At 69.8% G+C, this 18,866-nt stretch carries 22 protein-coding genes; 5 read left to right on the top strand and 17 right to left on the bottom strand.

All coding sequences use genetic code 11. The features are described from left to right. A partial coding sequence (gene fba / locus PSV00_RS07730) for a class II fructose-bisphosphate aldolase (RefSeq protein WP_300445935.1) occupies positions 1 to 870 on the top strand: 870 nt, incomplete at its 5' end. A 36-nt stretch (positions 871 to 906) separates the two neighbouring features. Here the strand turns inward: fba and PSV00_RS07725 are convergent. After that, entirely contained in the window at positions 907 to 1,545 is a 639-nt protein-coding gene (locus PSV00_RS07725) for a DUF2799 domain-containing protein (protein ID WP_300445934.1), read from the bottom strand. A gap of 147 nt (positions 1,546 to 1,692) precedes the next feature. On the opposite strand from PSV00_RS07725, the gene PSV00_RS07720 reads away from it, so the two are divergent. Then, positions 1,693 to 2,679: an RluA family pseudouridine synthase gene (locus tag PSV00_RS07720; RefSeq protein WP_300445946.1), complete on the top strand. Its 987-nt coding sequence runs from the start codon at positions 1,693 to 1,695 to the stop codon at positions 2,677 to 2,679. A 244-nt stretch (positions 2,680 to 2,923) separates the two neighbouring features. Beyond that, on the top strand, positions 2,924 to 3,811 hold the full coding sequence (rpoH, locus tag PSV00_RS07715) for an RNA polymerase sigma factor RpoH (protein ID WP_300445933.1): 888 nt from the start codon (positions 2,924 to 2,926) through the stop codon (positions 3,809 to 3,811). A 13-nt stretch (positions 3,812 to 3,824) separates the two neighbouring features. Here the strand turns inward: rpoH and PSV00_RS07710 are convergent, their stop codons facing one another. The 8 genes from PSV00_RS07710 to PSV00_RS07675 all read right to left on the bottom strand — a co-directional run bounded on the left by PSV00_RS07710 (position 3,825) and on the right by PSV00_RS07675 (position 13,684). After that, positions 3,825 to 4,631, bottom strand: a complete 807-nt coding sequence (locus PSV00_RS07710) for a response regulator (protein ID WP_300445932.1) — start codon at positions 4,629 to 4,631, stop codon at positions 3,825 to 3,827. A 63-nt stretch (positions 4,632 to 4,694) separates the two neighbouring features. Next, positions 4,695 to 5,987, bottom strand: a complete 1,293-nt coding sequence (locus PSV00_RS07705) for an adenylosuccinate synthase (RefSeq protein ID WP_300445931.1) — start codon at positions 5,985 to 5,987, stop codon at positions 4,695 to 4,697. A gap of 86 nt (positions 5,988 to 6,073) precedes the next feature. Next, entirely contained in the window at positions 6,074 to 7,231 is a 1,158-nt protein-coding gene (locus tag PSV00_RS07700) for a phosphoserine transaminase (protein WP_300445930.1), read from the bottom strand. A gap of 4 nt (positions 7,232 to 7,235) precedes the next feature. After that, on the bottom strand, positions 7,236 to 8,147 hold the full coding sequence (locus tag PSV00_RS07695) for a DnaJ C-terminal domain-containing protein (protein WP_300445929.1): 912 nt from the start codon (positions 8,145 to 8,147) through the stop codon (positions 7,236 to 7,238). Between the two features lie 79 nt (positions 8,148 to 8,226). Further along, the gene (locus PSV00_RS07690; protein ID WP_300445928.1) at positions 8,227 to 11,964 is read right to left on the bottom strand and encodes a glycoside hydrolase/phage tail family protein; all 3,738 of its coding nucleotides are present in this window, start codon (positions 11,962 to 11,964) and stop codon (positions 8,227 to 8,229) included. Next, complete coding sequence (locus tag PSV00_RS07685; RefSeq protein ID WP_300445927.1) at positions 11,964 to 12,413, bottom strand: NlpC/P60 family protein; 450 nt, start codon at positions 12,411 to 12,413, stop codon at positions 11,964 to 11,966. Before PSV00_RS07685 ends, PSV00_RS07690 begins: the two co-directional genes overlap by 1 nt. After that, on the bottom strand, positions 12,410 to 13,063 hold the full coding sequence (locus PSV00_RS07680; RefSeq protein ID WP_300445926.1) for a DUF2163 domain-containing protein: 654 nt from the start codon (positions 13,061 to 13,063) through the stop codon (positions 12,410 to 12,412). Before PSV00_RS07680 ends, PSV00_RS07685 begins: the two co-directional genes overlap by 4 nt. Before the next feature lie 3 nt (positions 13,064 to 13,066). Continuing rightward, positions 13,067 to 13,684 carry a DUF2460 domain-containing protein gene (locus PSV00_RS07675; protein WP_300445925.1) on the bottom strand — a complete coding sequence of 206 codons (618 nt, stop codon included), beginning with the start codon at positions 13,682 to 13,684 and terminating at the stop codon, positions 13,067 to 13,069. A 79-nt stretch (positions 13,685 to 13,763) separates the two neighbouring features. On the opposite strand from PSV00_RS07675, the gene PSV00_RS07670 reads away from it, so the two are divergent. Then, positions 13,764 to 14,252 carry a DUF805 domain-containing protein gene (locus PSV00_RS07670; protein WP_300445924.1) on the top strand — a complete coding sequence of 163 codons (489 nt, stop codon included), beginning with the start codon at positions 13,764 to 13,766 and terminating at the stop codon, positions 14,250 to 14,252. A 58-nt stretch (positions 14,253 to 14,310) separates the two neighbouring features. Here PSV00_RS07670 and PSV00_RS07665 read toward each other — a convergent pair whose 3' ends face one another. The 8 genes from PSV00_RS07665 to PSV00_RS07630 all read right to left on the bottom strand — a co-directional run bounded on the left by PSV00_RS07665 (position 14,311) and on the right by PSV00_RS07630 (position 18,169). Beyond that, a complete protein-coding gene (locus PSV00_RS07665; protein WP_300445945.1) occupies positions 14,311 to 14,850 on the bottom strand; it encodes a phage tail tape measure protein in 540 nt (179 codons plus the stop codon). After that, complete coding sequence (locus PSV00_RS07660; RefSeq protein WP_366944640.1) at positions 14,850 to 15,077, bottom strand: phage tail assembly chaperone; 228 nt, start codon at positions 15,075 to 15,077, stop codon at positions 14,850 to 14,852. The genes PSV00_RS07665 and PSV00_RS07660 overlap by 1 nt, the downstream gene beginning before the upstream one ends. A 14-nt stretch (positions 15,078 to 15,091) precedes the next feature. After that, positions 15,092 to 15,388: a GTA-gp10 family protein gene (locus PSV00_RS07655; RefSeq protein WP_300445923.1), complete on the bottom strand. Its 297-nt coding sequence runs from the start codon at positions 15,386 to 15,388 to the stop codon at positions 15,092 to 15,094. After that, on the bottom strand, positions 15,385 to 15,795 hold the full coding sequence (locus PSV00_RS07650; protein WP_300445922.1) for a phage major tail protein, TP901-1 family: 411 nt from the start codon (positions 15,793 to 15,795) through the stop codon (positions 15,385 to 15,387). The genes PSV00_RS07655 and PSV00_RS07650 overlap by 4 nt, the downstream gene beginning before the upstream one ends. Positions 15,796 to 15,822: 27 nt before the next feature. Further along, a complete protein-coding gene (locus tag PSV00_RS07645) occupies positions 15,823 to 16,230 on the bottom strand; it encodes a DUF3168 domain-containing protein (RefSeq protein WP_300445921.1) in 408 nt (135 codons plus the stop codon). Next, positions 16,227 to 16,535: a head-tail adaptor protein gene (locus tag PSV00_RS07640; protein WP_300445920.1), complete on the bottom strand. Its 309-nt coding sequence runs from the start codon at positions 16,533 to 16,535 to the stop codon at positions 16,227 to 16,229. Before PSV00_RS07640 ends, PSV00_RS07645 begins: the two co-directional genes overlap by 4 nt. Next, positions 16,532 to 16,798 (bottom strand): head-tail connector protein, encoded by a 267-nt coding sequence (locus tag PSV00_RS07635; protein WP_300445919.1) that lies wholly within the window; start codon positions 16,796 to 16,798, stop codon positions 16,532 to 16,534. The genes PSV00_RS07640 and PSV00_RS07635 overlap by 4 nt, the downstream gene beginning before the upstream one ends. A gap of 117 nt (positions 16,799 to 16,915) precedes the next feature. Then, positions 16,916 to 18,169 carry a phage major capsid protein gene (locus PSV00_RS07630; protein WP_300445918.1) on the bottom strand — a complete coding sequence of 418 codons (1,254 nt, stop codon included), beginning with the start codon at positions 18,167 to 18,169 and terminating at the stop codon, positions 16,916 to 16,918. Between the two features lie 134 nt (positions 18,170 to 18,303). On the opposite strand from PSV00_RS07630, the gene PSV00_RS07625 reads away from it, so the two are divergent. Further along, on the top strand, positions 18,304 to 18,864 hold the full coding sequence (locus tag PSV00_RS07625; protein WP_300445917.1) for a hypothetical protein: 561 nt from the start codon (positions 18,304 to 18,306) through the stop codon (positions 18,862 to 18,864). The last annotated feature ends 2 nt before the right edge of the window (positions 18,865 to 18,866 follow it).

Raw genomic sequence — 18,866 nt, 5'->3', positions numbered from 1 at the left:
TATCCGCACATCCCGGTCTGCATGCACCAGGACCACGGCAACGGCCCGGCCACCTGCGCCACCGCCATCCAGTACGGCTTCACCTCGGTGATGATGGACGGCTCGCTGGAGGAAGATGCCAAGACCCCGGCCAGCTACGAATACAATGTCGACGTGACCCGCCGCGTGGTCCAGATGGCCCACAGCTGCGGCGTCTCGGTCGAGGGGGAGCTGGGCGTGCTGGGCTCGCTGGAAACCGGCATGGGCGAGGCCGAGGATGGCCACGGCTTCGAGGGCAAGCTGGATCACTCCGCCCTGCTGACCGATCCCGACCAGGCGGTCGATTTCGTCGAACAGACGAAGGTCGACGCCCTGGCCATCGCCATGGGCACCAGCCACGGGGCCTACAAATTCAGCCGCAAGCCGGACGGTGAGGTGCTGGCCATGAATGTGATCGAGGAGATCCATCGCCGCCTGCCCGACACCCATCTGGTCATGCACGGCTCGTCCTCGGTGCCGCAGGACCTGCAGGACATCATCAACGAGTACGGCGGCAAGATGCCCCAGACCTGGGGCGTGCCGGTCGAGGAGATCCAGCGCGGCATCAAACACGGCGTGCGCAAGATCAACATCGATACGGACAACCGCATGGCCATGACCGGCGCGATCCGCAAAATTCTGGCCGAGAAGCCCGGCGAGTTCGATCCGCGCGCCTATCTGAAGCCCGCCAAGGAGGCGATGCGCAAACTGTGCCAGGAGCGGTTCGTGCAGTTCGGCTGCGAAGGCCAGGCCTCGCAGATCCGGCCCAAATCCACAGCCGAAATGGCCCGCCGCTATGCCAAGGGCGATCTCGACCCGCATTTCGGCCGGGTCCTGCGCGCCGCCTCCTGAGCGATCAGGCGGCGGTCGTGACCGCCGCCGTCCGCCCTACCAGCGCCCGTAGCGATTGCCCAACTGATACTGGACCTCGCGCAGGCGCCGTTCGGCATCGATGACCTCATCCTGGGCCCGACGCCAGTCGCGCAGCACGCCCTCGCGCTCGCGCCGGATCTCGCCGATACGGTCGCGGATCTGCTCGCGCTGTTCGTCGGTCAGGCCACTGGCCCGCATCTCGGACCGTTTGGCGCGGATCTTCTCATCCAGATCCTCGGCCCGCGAGCCCAGGCTCGACACGCTGGAGCGGGCTGACGACAGGGCCTGTTCGGCCGCATAGACCATCTGGCCGTCGCGATAGGCCGGCAGGAAGTCCATCTCCAGCTGCGGCGGGCAGACATTGGCGTAGCTGCTGCCCTCGCGTCCGGCCTGAAAGCCGCGCGACGGGGTGCAGTAGTCGCGAAGTCCGTCCTCGCGGGCCGAATAATAGCTGCGGGCATCGGGGATGACCCCGTATTTGGCGCAGGCGCTGGTGTGATCGTCGAGGCGGCTGGCGGGTTGGCCCGACCGGCCGTCGGCATAACCCTGCTGACCCCAGGCCCCGGCCAGACACTGATCCTCGCTCATGGTGGCACAGCTGCCCAACGTCAGGACGGACGCCGTCGCTGCGGCCAGAATGATCAATTTACGCATGGTTCGTTCTCCCCCGAGAGACGACCACCCTATGGCATGCGACTCCCACGGCCAAGTTCGGGCCGTTGGCGCGGCCCCGCAGCCCCATGCTAGACAGGCGGCGACCGCGCGCCCGCGGCGGAGCGCCCCGTGTCCGACGAACCCCTCCTGTCCGAAGATGACGACCGGCCCGAGGCGCTGGAAGCCCATGTCGACGCCCCGAACGAACGGCTGGACAAGGCCCTGGCCGCCGCCCTGCCCGGCATGTCGCGCGCGCGCCTTCAGGCCCTGATGGCCCAGGGCGAGGTGTCGTTCGACGGGGAGGTCGTGCGTGACGGCTCGGCCAAGGCCCGCACCGGCCTGTACCGGATCACGCCGCCGGCCGTGATCGCCGCCGAGCCCCGGCCCGAGGCCATACCCCTGACCGTCCTGTACGAGGACGCCGAACTGATCGTCATCGACAAGCCGGCCGGCATGGCTGCCCATCCGGCCCCGGGCTGCGAGACCGGCACCCTGGTCAATGCCCTTCTGGCCCATTGCGGGGCCTCCCTGTCCGGCATCGGCGGCGTGGCCCGTCCGGGCATCGTCCACCGGCTCGACAAGGACACCTCGGGCGTCATGGTCGCGGCCAAGACCGACCGCGCCCACGCCGGCCTGTCGGCCCTGTTTGCGGCCCATGACATCGAACGCACCTATATCGCCCTGACCCGCGGAGCCCCGTCGCCCGAATGGGGGCGGATCGAGACCCGCATCGGCCGTTCCTCGGCCGACCGCAAGAAGATGGCTGTGCTCAAGAGCGGCGGGCGTGAAGCCATCACCGACTACCGGGTCCAGGCCCGGTTCGGCGTCCCGGCCAAGGCCGGGGCCGCGCCCCTCGCCGCCCGCGTCGCCTGTACCCTGCACACCGGACGCACCCACCAGATCCGCGTGCATCTGGCGTCGAAGGGCTCGCCCCTGCTGGGCGATCCTGTCTATGGCTCGGGCAGCCCGGCCGCTGTCGTGCGGACCCTGATCGCCGAGGCCGGCCTGGCACGGCAGGCGCTGCACGCGGCGGTTCTGGGATTCGTCCATCCCGTGACGGGGGAAGCGCTCCGCTTCGAGACCGAACCGCCGGAGGACATGCGCGTGCTGGAAGTCGCACTGGCGGCCCTTTAACGGCCTGGTGCCCGACCGGGTCAGGCCGCCACGTAAGTCTTGAAAAAAGACCCACCCTTCAGTATACGTGCCCACAGACGAACCCGTGGCGCCACAGCCACGCTCGCAAGCGCCTGTGACGATCTGCCCCTAACAATGGCGGAAACCCGTCGCTACTTGTTTCGTTGAGGGGTGAGGAACCGGTGCACGCAAGGTGGCCGGAACCGAAGGGCCCGCTCGTATCTGGGTCGGAGGGACCACGAATATGGCTGCTGTTAAATCTCTCGCGGTGATGTCGCCTGAACAGGGACTGTCGCGATACCTGACCGAAATCCGCAAATTCCCCATGCTGACCAAGGATGAGGAATTCATGCTGGCCAAGCGCTGGAGCGAGCACCAGGATTCCGAGAGCGCCCACCGCCTCGTCACCTCGCACCTTCGCCTCGTGGCCAAGATCGCCATGGGCTATCGCGGCTACGGCCTGCCGATCGGTGAAGTCATCTCCGAGGGCAATGTCGGCCTGATGCAGGCGGTCAAGAAATTCGATCCGGACAAGGGCTTCCGCCTGGCCACCTACGCCATGTGGTGGATCCGCGCCTCGATCCAGGAATATATCCTGCGCAGCTGGTCGCTCGTGAAGATGGGCACCACCGCCGCCCAGAAGAAGCTGTTCTTCAACCTGCGCAAGGCCAAGAGTCAGATCTCCGCCTTCGAGGAAGGGGACCTGCATCCCGAACACCTCTCCGCCATCGCCACCAAGCTGGGCGTGTCCGAGGAAGAGGTCACCAACATGAACCGTCGCCTCAACGGCGACGCTTCGCTGAACGCCCCGTTGCGCTCGGACGGGGAAAGCGAATGGCAGGACTGGCTGGCCGACGACACGGCCGTGTCCCAGGAGACTGCCCTGGCCGAGAGCGAGGAGAAATCCCTGCGCATGGGCCTGCTCCAGGAAGCCATGGAAGAGCTGACCGACCGCGAGAAACACATCCTGACCGAGCGTCGTCTCAAGGACGATCCGGTGACGCTCGAGCAGCTGGCCGGCCAGTACGGCGTCAGCCGCGAACGCGTGCGCCAGATCGAGGTGCGCGCCTTCGAGAAGCTTCAGAAGGCAATGCGGGCGGCGGCGGAAGAGCGCAACCTCGTCGACGCCTGAGTCAGGGCCGGCCTCAGCCGGCCTTCAGCGCCTTGGCCGGATCGGCCAGGGCCAGAAGGCCGCCGATGGGGCCGGTCAGGCTCGCCTTGGTTGGCGCGGTCGCTGACAGCGCCACCTCAAGGGCGGAGACTGCCACCGCCATCCGGGCGTCAGACGATTTCATCGCCAGTTGTTTCAGCGTCACCGCCTGCTGCCGCGCGGCCCGCACGGCCTGGACCGGATCGTTTGCGAACTGGTCCAGCACGGCCGCCAGAATGCGCAGGGCCTGGTCCTTGACGGCCGCTGCGACGGCAACGGCTCCGGTCGGCCGGTCGTTCTTGCGTTTCTGCGGACCGGCATATTCACCCGAGTTGAACCGCCGCCGGTCCGGGCCGACATAGCCGATGCCCTCGATCCAGTCGCGCGGCTTCAGGGCCACGTTCTCGATCCGCTTGAACAGGTCGGCGCTGGTGAACGGCTTGCGCAGGAATTCGTGAACCCCCACGTCGCGCGCACCCTTGATCGTATTCGCGGTGGCGTCGGCCGTCACCATGATGATCGGCGCGCTCCGGCAGCCCAGATGCGATCGCCGCAACTGACGCACGAACTCCTCGCCGTCGAGGTCGACGCCGCCCCGTTCGGTGAAAATGAGTCCCGGCTCAAGTTCGCGTGCCATGGCCATGGCCTTGGCACCGGTCTGCTCGACCCGAATATCGCGGGCACCCAGCCCCTTGATGATATCGACCAGCAACCGGGCGGAATGCAGGTTGGGCTCGACGATCAGGGCACGCCTGACGGTCGGCTCAAGGCGGGCCAGCATGCGGGAATCAGGTGCGAACACGAAACGCTCTCCAGAAGAGGATTCCGGATATCAGACGCCGGTTAAGACGTGTTGAATACGCGCCTAGCCCTGGAAGGGATCGTGCATCAGGATGGTGTCGTCCCGCTCGGGACTGGTCGACAGCAGCGCCACCGGGGCCGCGATCAACTCCTCGATCCGCCGCACATATTTGATCGCATTGGCCGGCAGGTCCTTCCACGACCGCGCGCCCTGGGTGCTCTCGGACCAGCCCTCGATCGACTCATAGATCGGCTCGGCCGCCGCCTGATCCTTCATACCCGCCGGCAGATAGTCCAGCACCCGGTCGCCGATGCGATAGCCGGTGCAGATTTTCAGCTCGTCAAACCCGTCCAGCACGTCCAGCTTGGTCAGGGCGATGCCGTGGATGCCGTTGATGGCGATCGACTGCCGCACCAGCACCGCGTCGAACCAGCCGCAGCGCCGCGGCCGGCCTGTGACCGTACCGAACTCGCGTCCGCGTTCGGCGATCCGCCCGCCGTCGGCGTCGAACAGTTCGGTCGGGAACGGCCCCTCACCGACCCGGGTCGTATAGGCCTTCACGATGCCCAGCACATAGCCGACCGACCGCGGGCCCAGGCCCGAGCCGGCCGCCGCCTGCCCGGCCACGGTGTTGGACGAGGTCACATAGGGATAGGTGCCGTGGTCGACGTCCAGCAGCGAACCCTGGGCCCCCTCGAACAGGATGCGTTTGCCGTCACGATAGGCCCGGTCCAGCATCCGCCACACCGGCTGGCTGGCGAAGGGCAGGACCTTCGGCGCGATCTCCAGCAGGGCGGCCTTCAGCCCGGCCACATCGACCTCGGCCAGGTCCAGCCCCTTGCGCAGGGCATTGTGGTGGGCCAGCAGCCGCTCGATCTTGGCGTCCAGCGCCTCGGGGTCGGACAGGTCACCGACCCGGATGGCGCGCCGTCCGGCCTTGTCCTCATAGGCGGGGCCGATACCCCGACCGGTGGTGCCGATCTTGGTCTTTCCGGCCTGGGCCTCGCGCGCCTGGTCCAGGTCGCGGTGCAGCGGCAGGATCAGACAGGCATTGTCGGCCAGGGTCAGCAGGTCGGGCGTGATCCTGACGCCCTGGGCCTCCAGCCGGCCGATCTCGTCGATCAGGGCCCACGGGTCGACGACCACGCCGTTACCGATGACCGAGGGCTTGCCCTGCACCACGCCCGACGGCAGCAGGCTCAATTTGTAGGTGATGTCGCCGACGACCAGCGTATGGCCGGCGTTGTGGCCGCCCTGGAACCGCACCACCACGTCGGCGCGATTGGACAGCCAATCAACGATCTTGCCCTTGCCCTCGTCACCCCACTGGGCACCGACTACTGCGACATTTGCCAAGATCGTTCTCCGCTGCCCGGGTTTGGGGAATGCGGGCGCAGCCTATAGCCGGGGAATCGCCGGGTGTCGTCCCATTGGACGAATTCTCATCGACTCAATTCGGCGACGGCGCAGGCAAAGGCCCAGTCCAGCCACGGTGTGGCGGCCACGACATCGGCTGTTTCGACGGTGCAGCCACACCAGATTCGCAGGCCCGCCGGGGCATTGCGGTGGGACTCGACGTCAAACGCCGCCCCCTCCGCCTCCAGCAAGGCCTTCATCCGTTTGACGAAGGCCTGCCGCCCCGCCTCATCCAGCGCCGTGACCCGGACGTCGACAATCTTCAGACAGACCGAGGTGGTCGACCGGCTCGCCGGGTCGGCGGCGAGGAAGTCGATCCAGTCCGTCCGCTCGACCCAGGTCCCCAGGGCCGCGGCATTGGCCTCCGTCCGGACGATCAGGGCGTCCAGCCCGCCGATCGCCCGAGCCCACTCCAGGCCGTCGATCCAGTCCTCGAGGGTCCAGACAGAAAAGGTGTTGATCATCGACCCGGACGCCAGGGCGCGATCGAAGCCCTTGCCATTGCGCAGCCGCAACACCTTGGGCACGGCACGCGGCGGCTCATAGCTGTCCAGTCGCGCCACGGCCCGGGGCGACATGGCGACCACGCCGATTCCGGCCTCCCCGCCCAACGCCTTCTGGAACGAGAAGGTCACGACATCCAGCCGCGCCCACGGCATGGCCATGGCGAAGGCCGCCGAGGTCGCATCACAGATGGCCAGCCCCTCGCGATCCGCAGCGATGAAGTCCGCATTCGGCATCTTCACGCCCGAGGTCGTGCCGTTCCACGGAAACACCAGATCGCTGGCCGGATCGACGCGCGACAGGTCCGGCAGCTCACCCCACGGGGCCGACAGCACCTCGGGCTCCAGCTTCAGGTGATCGCGCACATCGATCGCCCACTGCTGGCCGAAATTCTCGAATGCCAGCACTTGCACCGGCCGCTGCCCCAGCATCGACCAGAGCACGGCCTCGACCGCGCCGGTGTCCGAGCCCGGCGTATAGACCAGCACCCAGTCCTCCGGGACCTCCAGCACCTGGCGCGTCAACGCCAGGCCGTGGGCGAAGCGCGCCACCACCTCGGGCGCGCGAATGCCGCGCCCCAGAAGGTCATGGGGCAGGGCCTGCGACGACCAGCCCGGACGCTTGGCCGTGGGGCCGGCCGAAAACCAGGGCCGCTCGGGTTTGACGTCGGGACGGTTCATCAGCCTATTTTCCCGGCCGGTAAGGACGCTTGTTGCGCCAGTCGGTAGCGAATTTGACCAGGGCCTCGTCCGGCTGCTCCGGCAGGGTCACGATCAACCGGGCCAGAAGATCGCCGCGCTTGCCGGCGGCGAAGGCCCCTCGCCCCTTCAGCCGCAGCACCTGTCCCGAGTTCGAGTCCTTGGGAATGGTCATGCTGACGGTCCCTTCCGGGGTCCGGACCGGGATCTTGCCACCCAGCACCGCATCCGGCACCGACACTGGCAGGTCCATGGTCAGGTCCGCGCCGTCGCGGCTGTACAGCGGATGGGGGGCGATCTTCAGCTCGATCAGGGCGTCACCGGCCTCGCCGCCCCGTCCCGGAGATCCCTGTCCCCGCAGACGGATCACCTGACCGTCGGCCGCGCCCTTGGGAATGGTGACATCCAGTGTCCGTCCGTCCGAAAACTGGATGCGACGGGTCGCCCCGGCGATCGAGTCCTCGAGGCTGATTTCCAGCGTCGCCCGCACATCCTGGCCGCGAGTCTGGAAGCCTCGCCCACCGGCCCGGCCTCCACCGGGGGCCCCGCCCCCGAACATGCCGAACAGATCATCCAGATCGATATTCTCGAACCCTGCCCGCGCGCCGCCCGGCCCGGCCGCTCCGCCCGGACTGAATCCACCGCCGCGGCCGCCGCCGCCACGAAACTGCTCGCGGCCGTCGGCATCGATCTCGCCGCGGTCGTATTTGGCCCGCTTCTCGGCGTCGCCCAGCAGGTCAAAGGCCGCTGTGATGCGTTTGAACCGCTCATCGGCGGTCGTATTGCCCGGATTTTTGTCGGGATGGAGTTCCTTGGCGAGCTTGCGGAACGCCTTCTTGATTTCGTCCGCGCTCGCGCCCTTGGAAACGCCCAGTTCCTTGTAAGGATCGCCAGCCACGTTCGCTCTTCGCTCCATCCAGTGCCAGAGCGTCAGTTAAGCCATGCACCGGGCCACGCAAAGGGGCGATGCAACTCCGTCACGGCCCCGGGATCGAAACGGCGGCTTCCGCGCCCCAGCCGAAGGCCGGATTCCACTGGCATACGACGACCTCGGCCCCGGCCCCGGGGCCGCCCGGAAAATCTTCAGCCAGCGCCGAAGCCGGATAGATCACCCCAGTCGCCTCCGTCACGATCACCCGCCGCTCGCTGCCGCCCTGCAGCACCCGCAGCCGGAACCGTGTCGCGTCGACCGGCACCGGGTCGCCGTCCCAACGGTCTCCGTGCACCCTTACCCTGGGAATCCAGCCGATCCGGAACCCGCCCTCACCATCCGGTCCCACCCGCAGATGCGCCGGACTCCAGGGACGATCGCCCAGCCCCTCGAAGGTAAAGTCCACGCTGCTGAACCCGGTGCCGCCCGGCGGCATCCCCACCGGTCCGGCCCGGCACAGCAGCGACAGTCCGCGCTCCGCCGGCCCGATCTCCACCCGACCCGGCGCGGGCTCGAGAAACACCACCCGCGCCCCGCTCCCTGCACCGGCACCCATGGCCCCCTCCGAGCCCTGTTGCCCCCGCAACAGGCCCTCAAGCCGCCAGACACCGTCGCCGACCAGGGTGGCGGTCCGGAACTGGATCAGCTCCCATCCCGCCACTGTCCCGACCGCGACCAGATTGCCGCCCCCCAGAACCGCCACCGCCGCCTGGCTGACCGGAGGCCGGCCCTCGATCCTGACCGTCAGCGTATTGACCGTGTCCCAGCGATAGCGAACGCCGGGTCCGAGGTCCTCGACCAGACCCCCGACCGTGGCCGGCCGGTCAATCACCGCTCGCTGCGTCAGCGCCTCCGGCGACGACCCCACGTGCACGGCCATCGGTCGCCAGGGTTCGGCCGCCAGGACGGCCACCGGCCGACCGTCGACCTCCCGCCCCGGCAGGGCCGGCAGGTCCAGCAACTGCAACAGCGGGGCCCCGACCACCACAGCCGCATCGCCGGTTCGTACAGCGGCGTCCCCGTCCCCGATGCCCCCGTCCGGTGTCCGGTACCGCTCCGCCTCCACGGTCGGTCGTTCGTCCAGCGACACCCGGATGACCCGCCAAAGGTCCGGCAGGCCTGCCAGACGGATTCCGTCGCCCGGTTCCAGACGTAGCGCATCCCGCGGCCCCGGCCACAGCGTCAGGGTTTCGCCTTCCTCCCCGTCGATCAGCCGTCCGGCCGTCGACCGCGCCAGGCCCGCGCCGCACACAGCCGGCAGGTCCAGATCGACCGCCCCACCGTCGCCCGCCGACCGCACGGCCACCGATCCCGTTTGATAGTCGCCGTCGGCATCGATAAACCGGACCCGGGCCAAGCCCGGCCGCGGCTCCAGATTCCGGCGGGCGCTCCAGCCTGGCCCGTCCTCGCCCAGCGCCAGATCCGCCGGGTCCAGCGACACGGTGCTCTCCGGTGCCCCCTGGATCGCGATCCGCCCCGCGCGTTCGGCCAGGATCAGGTTCAGTCCGGCCAGAAGGGGCTCCAGCGCATCCCGCGTTCGCATCGGTCGGTCGATGACATAACCCGCCACCGTCGCCGTCACCGGAGCGATCACGACATCGTCCGCGGATAGTCCGCCGCGCTCCAGAATGGCCGCCAGCAGGTCACCGGTCTCCCCGACCATCCGTCCATTCAACCAATGGCCGGCGCGCCAGGCCGTAGCGTCGGCCCAGCGCTCGACCCGGGCCGGGAATTCGGGCCAGGGCCGTGCGTCCCAGCACCAGGCCTCGGCCCCCTCCAGCATGGGCCCGCCATAGACGGCCGACACCGGATTGTGGGCGGGATTGTCGAAATGGGTCAGCACCGCCTCCAGCGCCCGCCGCTGCATCGCGTCGTCGCGTCCGCCGGTCGAAGCCGGCGGCAGGCGGCTCTCGGCACTCTTGGGGTCCTGGAACAGGTTCGGTGCATTGCCGCCGCGATCCACCGCCGCGCAGCCGAACTCGGTCAGGCGGACCGGCTTCAGCCCGGGCACCCAGGCCGTCGGCGTGACTGCCCGCACTCCGCCCGGGCGGTCATGGTGAGAATTCGACCACCAGCCCGCCAGGTCCTTGGGCCGGAACACCCAGTCCTCGCCATGGGTCGCATCGATGATCGGCGTGCGTGTCTGCGCCGCCCGGTCCGCCGCATCGGCATAGAACCAGTCGAATCCTTCGCCCCCGGCCATCTGCGCGGCCAGATAGGCCGGGTCCGCCGGCCCGTCATGGACAGCCGCGTCCCGTCCCCCGTCGCCCTCGCGCCAGTCCCCCAGCGGCGGGTACCAGTCGATGCCGACATGATCGATATTGGCGTCGGCCCAGAGCGGATCGAGATGGAAGATCACATCATCGCCGCCGTGATGGCCGAAATACTCCGACCAGTCCGCGGCATAGGACAGGGCCACGCCCGGTCCCGCCACAACCCGGCATTCCGCCGCCAGCGCCCTCAGTTCCGCGACGGCCGGATGCCCGCCGTCCGCGTCCCGCGTCCAGGTCAGCCCCCGCATCTCCGAGCCGATCAGCAGGCCGTCGGCTCCGGTCTCCGCCGCCAGCCCGGCATAGTGCAGCGCCAGCCGCCTGAGGCCCCAGCCATCGGCCGCCCCGAACAGACTCGCCACCTGTGCCGCCGCCCCGGCACCGTCATCGCCCCGGATCCGCCCGCGCCAGGGATAGGCCGCCTGTCGCGCCCCGCCATAGGGATCCGGCCGGTCATTGTCGGTCGGGATGTCCATGAAGACGAACGGATACAGGGTCACCGCCAGCCCGCGCGCCTTCAGCGCCGCCACCGCCTGCCGCACGGTCGCGTCGGACGGCGTCCCGCCATAGGCGGGACCGCCACCCGATTGCGAGATCAGATGGGCCCCGGCCCGGTCCAGCCCCGCCACCGACCAGTCCAGTGGCTCGGTCGGCTTGTCGCGCCGCTCGACCCCGGGCCGGATCGTGCACTGTCCGGCACGCAGATCGTCCCCGAACCAGCCGATCACCAGACTGACCCGTTTCAGGTTCGGGCACTGGCTCATCAGCTGATCCAGCGACACCTCCAGGTCGGGACGCCCCTGGCCATTACTGACATTCTCGACCGCCGTCCGGGTCAGCCCCTCGCGGCGCAGCACTCTCTCTGTAGCCAGCACGAACTCCCCGGCCCCGGGGATCAGACACACGCCTTCCAGCCGGTCCTCCAGCCGCGCCTGAGTCCCCCGCGCCCGCCGGAACACCTCGAAAGCCAGTTGCGGCGGCCGGTCACCATACGGCGTCAACGGCAGGTCCTCGAACACGACATAGGCCGTGCCGCGACAGGCCGGGGCCGATCCCTCGACCGCCTCGATCAGCGGGTCCGGGGTCTGGTCCGCCATGCCCCGGTGCACCCGCATCGTCACCCCGCTAAGGTCCATCGGCCGCCCGTCGGCCCAGACCCGGCCGACCCCGTCGATCGGCCCCTCGCACAGGGCCACGGCGAAACTCAGCGAATAGTCATAGTCGACCGTGCGTGGCCCGCCCTTGCCGCCCGAGGACGTGGTGCGTCGTTCCTGGAACCGCGCCGCCCAGATCACCTGACCCGTCACCCGCGCCCGTCCGAACACACAGGCCATCGGCGCGCCCTCCGCCGAGGACTGGACCTTCAGCGACTCCAGCCGCGGCCCCCGCTGCCGCGCCGGCGACAGGGAGGCGACCAGACCGCGGTCCACCATTCCGCCCAGGGCCGCCCCGATCGCCTGGCCGACACCCCCGCCGACCGCGGCCCCGATTCCGCCCAGCACCACCTGCGCCATCAGCCCGCTCCGTCCGTCGCATCAGGCCAGGTGAAGGCTGCGACCAGCCGCCGCCGCCACCACGGCCCCATCCAGCTCTCGACCACCGACCGGCCCCAGTAGGCGTGGATCATCCGCGGCTCGGGCCCCGCCGTGTCGCTCAGCACCGCACAGTGTTTGGCCGGGGCACCGGCGCTCATGCGGAACAACATCACATCACCCGGCTCCGCCTGCCCGGTCGGGATCTCGACCAGCCGGCACCGCGCCGCCGCCAGCAGGGTCTCCTCGCCCCCGACCTCGGCCCAGTCGGCGCTGTAGGGCGGAGCCGGCTCCGGCTCCGTCCCGTACAGGGCGCGCCAGATACCGCGCACCAGCCCCAGACAATCGGTCCCCTCACCCTTCAGGCTCGCCTGATGCCGATAGGGCGTCCCCAGCCAGGCACGCGCCACCGCCAGCGCCGACGCCCTCATCGCCGGCTCCCGCCGTCATGACGCCCGCCCCCGGCCGGATGGGCCGTCAGGAAGTCGTCGCCGGGGATGTCAGGAAAGCCCTGGAAATTGAGCCCGTTGCCGAACACCCTGGTACAGGTCGCCCAGCGCTTGTCGCAGGCCTGGCCGGGAAAGAGCGCCATATCGACCCGACACCGCCTATCGCCCAGCTGCGCATCGCAGTCGCGGCCATAGGTGCGTCCGACCACCCGCTCCAGCGCCGCCAGCGGTCCCTCCAGCTCGGCGACAAAGGCCTCCCCTTCGCGCCGCAGTCGGGTCAGGGTCGCGCTCCACAGCCGCACTGCCAGGGTCGGCTGCGTCCAGTCGACCCGCCACAGGTCGACCCGGGCCCCGTCATAGAGGCCGGCGCGGATATCGGCCTCGGTCAGAGCATCGTCATCCAGGCCGCCCGAGGCGACGAAACTCCCGGCCGCCGCCCCGACGCCGCTCTCGCCCGCTCCCGCCGTCCAGCCGCTGGCCGCCCGACACACCACCCCGTCGACGGTCAGGTCGCGGTCGTGATCGGTGAACCCCATCTCCACCCCGTCGGCGCGCATCAACCGCCAGACATGGCACAGGGTCGCCGCCCCGCTCTCGATGCGGGCGACCATTTCATCCGGTATGTCACGCATGGTTCAGACCCTGATCTCGATCAGCGGCACCGCCGCCATCCGCCCCGCGCCGAACGTCTCCAGCGTCACCTCGATCCGGTCGGCGTCGAACCGCACAGGGGTGTCGAAGACAAAGCCCGCCGTCACCACCGCCCCCGGCTCCGGCGGCACCGCCAGCGTCACCCGCCCGGTCGTCGCCTCGACCGTGAACGCCGCCCCGTCCAGCGCGACCCCGGCGACCGCGACCCGCACCGATCCCGCCACCGGCTTGGTGATGTCCCGCACCTGGTCGCCATAGGCCTTGCCCAGCGAAAACACCGCCGCGACCCCGTCGCCGGTTCCCAGGGTCTGGTCCGTCGCCGTCACTTCCGCCCCCGGCGCACACGATTTGAAATCGGCGAAGTCGCGAAACCGGAAGCCGTACAGCCGCCCCCGCCGCGCCTCGAAGAAGGCCGTCAGGGCCGCCATGTCGTCCAGCGAGCGCAGGTTGGCCCCGATCAGATAGCGCCGCCGCCCCTGGGCCCAGGGCGTCGACCGCCGCTCATAGCCCGAGCCCAGCGTCACCACCTCGGTCCGCCGCTCGACACCCCCGGTCGAGCCGAAGGCCAGCCGCGCCGGCAGGCTCACCTCATGAAAGGCCATACGCCCCTCCTTCCGGCTTGTTCAGAAAGCGATGTTCGTCCAGACTCGCCTCTCACGCGATCGCGCAGGAGGGCGACCCATGACCCACGACACGTCTACCCAGGTTCCCGGCTTCGACTGGAAGGTGCTGCTGTTCTCGTTTGAGGGCCGCATCCGGCGTCAGCATTTCTGGATCGGCTGGTTGATCCTGCTCGGAGCAGGCGTCGTCGCCGGTTGGATTCCGATTCTCGGCGGTCTGATCGGCCTTGCGCTGATCTGGCCCAACCTCGCCATCGCCGTGAAGCGACTGCACGACATGGGTCAGTCCGGCTGGCTGGTCGCCATTCCTTGGGTCGTGACCCTCGTCGCCCTGTTCGTCGGCGTCGGCGCGATCGGCTTCTCGGCCATTGCCAATGCGACCGCGCTGGAGAACGAGGATCCCGCTGCCATCTTCGCCCTGCTCGCGCCCGCGCTGGGCATGGTGGGCCTGATCTGCCTGGTCAATCTCGGCTTCCTGCTGTGGATCGGACTGACCCCCGGCACCAACGGCGAGAACCGCTACGGATCGAACCCCAAGGCGGCAGGCTGAGCCCCACCCGTCCGCGCTCAAGCAGCGCAAAGCGCGGTAGCGCCACCAGAATGCGCCCTCACAACCGGCGCGCGCCCAGGGCCACGGCGCGCGCCAGCATCTGGGCGATCTGGGCCTCGGACCGCAGCAGGGCCGGGGCCCCGCCGTCGACACGGACATTGATCGTCACTCCCGGTCCCGCCACGGGTTCGATGGTTCCCACGCCACCGGGCCGGAACACCTCCGGCCCGCGCTCCCCGACCAGATAGGCGGCCCCCGCCGACACCGGCCCGCCGTCCGCCCGCGTGCCGCCGAACAACCCGCCCAACGCCGCCGTCACCGCCGCACCCAGGCCGCTGCCCGTCGCGGCCCCGGCTCCGGCCCCAAGGCCTGAATTGACCGCCGCCAGCACCGCCCGCGCCAGTTCGGCCAGGCTGACCTCCCCGTCCGCCGCCGCCCGCGCCAGCGACCGGGCCAGACCCTCACCCGCCCGGTCAAAGGCCTCACCGATCGCGCTCGCCGCCCGGTCCGCCGGCTCCCGCAGCCCCTCCAGCGCCGCCGCCGCCTCGGCCGCCCGCTCCGGCACCGCCTCCAGCCCGTCCGTCTCGAAAGACCCCATCATGTCTCCTCCCTGTCGCGTAGCGATGGGGAGGGGGACCGCGAAGCGGTGGAGGGGTGCGCTCCCTCACCAGCCTCATCCGGCCACGCCGCCATCATCCGCTCGAACCCGTCCCGCCCCATCGGCTCCGGCCCCGCCGGTCGCTCGGTCAGAATCCGCCATTCCTTCAGCGACAGCCGCCAGAAGGCCGCCGGCGTCACCCCCGCCCGCGCCGCCGCCCGCAGCATCTCGCCCCAGGGCGTCATGCGGCGGCCGCGAAGGCCCGGGCCACCGCCTCCGCCGCCGCCCGGGGATCCACCGCCGCCCGGTCAAGGTCGTCCGCCAGCCCCTCCTCGCCGCCGCCGCGCAACAGGGCCGCCAGGACGATCACCAGATCGCCTGCTGACAACACCCGCATCCGCTCACCCAATGCCGCGATCCCGGTCACACCCAGCCCGGTCTCGATTTCGGCCAAAGCCCCCAGCGTCAGACACAGCCGCCGCTCTGCCCCGGCCAGCATCGCCAACACCTCGCCGCGCGCCCCGTTGGCCCCGGTCACAGCCCCGTAAATCCGATCTCGCCCGCGCTCGCCAGGCTGATGGCGAAACTGGCCTCGCCCTCGTGCTCCCCGGCATATTCCAGCGCCGCCACCAGGAACGGCCCCTCCAGCACGCCGAAATCGGGCACGATCAACTGCCAGCCCGGGGTCGTCTGGGCGAAGAAGGCCTCGCGGATCAGGGCGTCCGAGGCGGCGTCGCGAAACACCCCCTGGCCGCTCACCGCCGCCGACTTCACCCCGGCCCCGGCCAGCAGTTCACGCCAGCATCCGGCGCTGTCGCCGTCGGTCGCATCGACCGTCCGCGCGTTCAGCGAGATCGTCCGCGCCCTCAGTCCGGCGACGGTGACGAACACCCCCGGTCCGTCCTCGATCTTCAGCAAGATGTCCTTCCCGCGCTGTGCGGCCATGTCCCTCATCCCTTCCCTGTCATCGCCTCAGCCGTCGATGGCTTCGGTCACCGCCCGCACCCGGATCACCGCCCAGGTCCGGGCCCCGTCCGCGCCGCGGAACACATCGGCCAGGGTCACGCCCAGCGACACTGTGCGCACCCCGTCCGCCTGCAGTGCCGCCCCCTCCAGCCGCGCCCGCACCGCCGCCACAATGGCCCGCACCTCCTCGGTGCCGTGAAAGCGGGAGGCCACGGTCAGCGACAGCCGGTGCTCGACGCCACAGCCCTCGGCCGCCACCGGACGGCTGGCGCTGCGGCCGATCAGCAGCTGCGGATAGCCGGCATCCCGCGGTGGCGCGTCCCACACCCGCCCGTCCAGCAGGGCCGACAGGGACGGTTCCGCCGTCAAAAAAGCGATCAGCGCCGCCTGCAGCGCGCTCTCGTGGTCGCTCATGGCCGTCGCTCCACATCCGGATGCACCCGCCCCGGCCGCGCCGGATCGGTGTCGACCGCAACCACCGTCCAGTCATCGCCGTCGAACCGCAGCACCCGGCCCGCGACCAGGCGCGGGTCGGCCCGGGTCTCGACCCGCATCATCTCGATCGTCCGCATCACCCCGGCCTCGGTCCGCTCGCGCCGTCGCCGGGTGCCGGGCCGGATCCACACCCAGCCCAGGGGTTCGTAACTCACCGCCTGCCCGCCCTGCGGCGTCTGCGTCTCCGTCGCCGTCAACAGCTCGGCCAGCCGCCGCCCGCTCACAGCCGCGCCCCGCGATAGGGGGCGATCCAGGCCGATACAGGGGCGATCGGCATGTCGCGCTCGCCCCGCTCATAGGCCCGCAGCGCCAGCATCAGCACCGCCAGCCGCAACGGGGCCGCCGAGGCGTCGTCCAGCGTCGCCCCGACCTCCCCCTCGACCCGCGCCTGGGCCGCGTCGATCAGGGTCTGGATCAGCCCGTTTTCGGCGTCATGGTCGACGCGCAGGAACAGTTTCGCCTCGGTGAGGCTCACCGGAACGCCCATCTGGAACCTCGATTCTGGAAGAAAAGAGGGCTTGGGGCTTAGGGCGTAGGGCTTTGAGTTTCCCCTGCCCTGCCTCCCTAAACCCTAAGCCCTACCCGCCAAGCCCTCGGTGAGCGCCTAGCTCACCGCGAACTTCATCACCTTGATGGCGTCGAAATTCTGCACCCCGCCGCCGACCCGCTTGGTCGTGTAGAACAGCACATAGGGCTTGGCCGAATACGGGTCCCTCAGCACCCTCACCCCGGCCCGGTCGACGATCAGATAGCCGCGCTGGAAGTCGCCGAAGGCGATGGCGGCGCTGTCGGCGGCGATGTCCGGCATGGTCTCGATCTCGGTCACCGGATAGCCCAGCAGCGAGGCCGTCTCCCCCGCCCGCGCCGCCGGCTGCCAGATATAGTTGCCGTCGGCGTCCTTGAATTTGCGCACGGTCGAGACCGTCCGCCGGTTCATTACGAACCGCCCGTTCGGCCGGTAGCGGGCCTTCGGCGCATAGACCAGGTCGATCAGCCGGTCCGCCGGATTGCTGGCCGCGAACGCCCCCGCCGCGCCCGAGGCGACATAGCCGATTTCGCCCCAGCCATGGCCCGCCTCGGCGACGATGTCGTAGCTGAGGAACCCCTTCGGCTTGTTGATCCCGTCACCGCTGACGAAGGCCGTGGTCTCCTGGGCCGCGAAGGCATCCTCGACCTCGGCCGCCAGCCACTCGTCCAGATTGATCATGGCGTCGTCCAGCAGGCTCTGGGTCGCCGCCGGCGAGGCATAGAGATCGGCCGCCGGGAACTCCAGCAGGGCCAGGGTCGCCGGATCCGTCTCCGGCCGCGGCGCGGTCTCGGCGACCCAGCCGGCCGTCACGCCCGCCGTCGACACCGGCTTGCGAAACACCCCCGCCCCGATGGTCCGCACCGTGGCGATCTCGCGCATCGGACTGCCCGCCATCAGCCGCCGGTCGATCGCCCGCTCGGTCTCCGGCGGCACCACATAGCCCCCCGAGTCCGCCGCCGTGGACAGGCCCGTCTTCAGCTCCAGCCCACCGATACTGCCCGTCTTCAGATAGCCGTCGAACGCCGCTTTCGTCTCCTCCCCATGAAATGGGGAGGGGGACCGCGAAGCGGTGGAGGGGCTGGTTCCCTCACCCCCGATCACCGGACGCCGCGCCTCACTGACCACCCGGTCCAGCCGCGCCTGGGCGCTGGCCACCGCCTGGTCGATCCGCGCCACCTTCGCCTCCAGCAGGGGGTCCGCCGCCGCCTTCCGCTCGATCTCGTCCAGCCGGGCGTCATTGGCCCCTTTGAACGCCTCGAACGCCGCCATCATCTCGTGCATGGCGGCGCGCGCCTCCGGCGTCGCCGGGGCCTGTTTGGTCTCTTTCATGGTCTCTCCGTTTTCAAGAATTCCCGGCGGCTCAGCCGACCGGAACCGAGACCGGGGCCGTCAGGTCCCGTTCGATTGACAGGGCACGGCTCAGGTGATCGGGTCTCTCCCACGGCTTGGGAGGGCCGCCCCCGATGTCGATGATCCGCACCACCATCCTGGCCACCGCTCTTGTGGCCTGGGCCGGTGCCGCCTCTGCCGCCCAGCAATGCGGGGCCACGACCCACACCGTGTACGGCGAGACCCGTGCCTATTTTCAGAATACCCTGGGGGCCTGCCGTCCTGATGGCTATTGCTCCGCCGTCCTGGCCCTGCCCGATGCCACCGGCGACGCTGCCTTTACCCAGCAGCTTCGCATCGCCCGCCCCACGCCCGGCGCACCCTATGATGTGGTCCTCACCGCCGTGATCCCGTCACCGACCGATGATGCCCTGCCCATGTCGGTCGCCTTTGGCCGACACCGTCTCGACCTGACCGACACGGTCGAGCGTCGGGGCAATGTCGCCAACGAATGGCATGTCACCGGGACCGACAACGTCGAGTCCATGGTGCGCGGAGCGATGCGCGCCAACACCCTGCGCTGGACCTACCAGTCACAGGGCGGACCGACATCCGCCTGGTTTGCCCTCGGCGGCGTCACCCGTGCCCTCGCCTGGATCGACTGTATGGCTGCCACGGCATCCGCCCCGACCTGAGA

It is taken from the genome of Brevundimonas sp. (assembly GCF_029945885.1).
Lineage (GTDB): Bacteria > Pseudomonadota > Alphaproteobacteria > Caulobacterales > Caulobacteraceae > Brevundimonas.
Note: the sequence above shows the minus strand (reverse complement) of the source record. Positions and strands in the feature narration are given on the sequence as shown.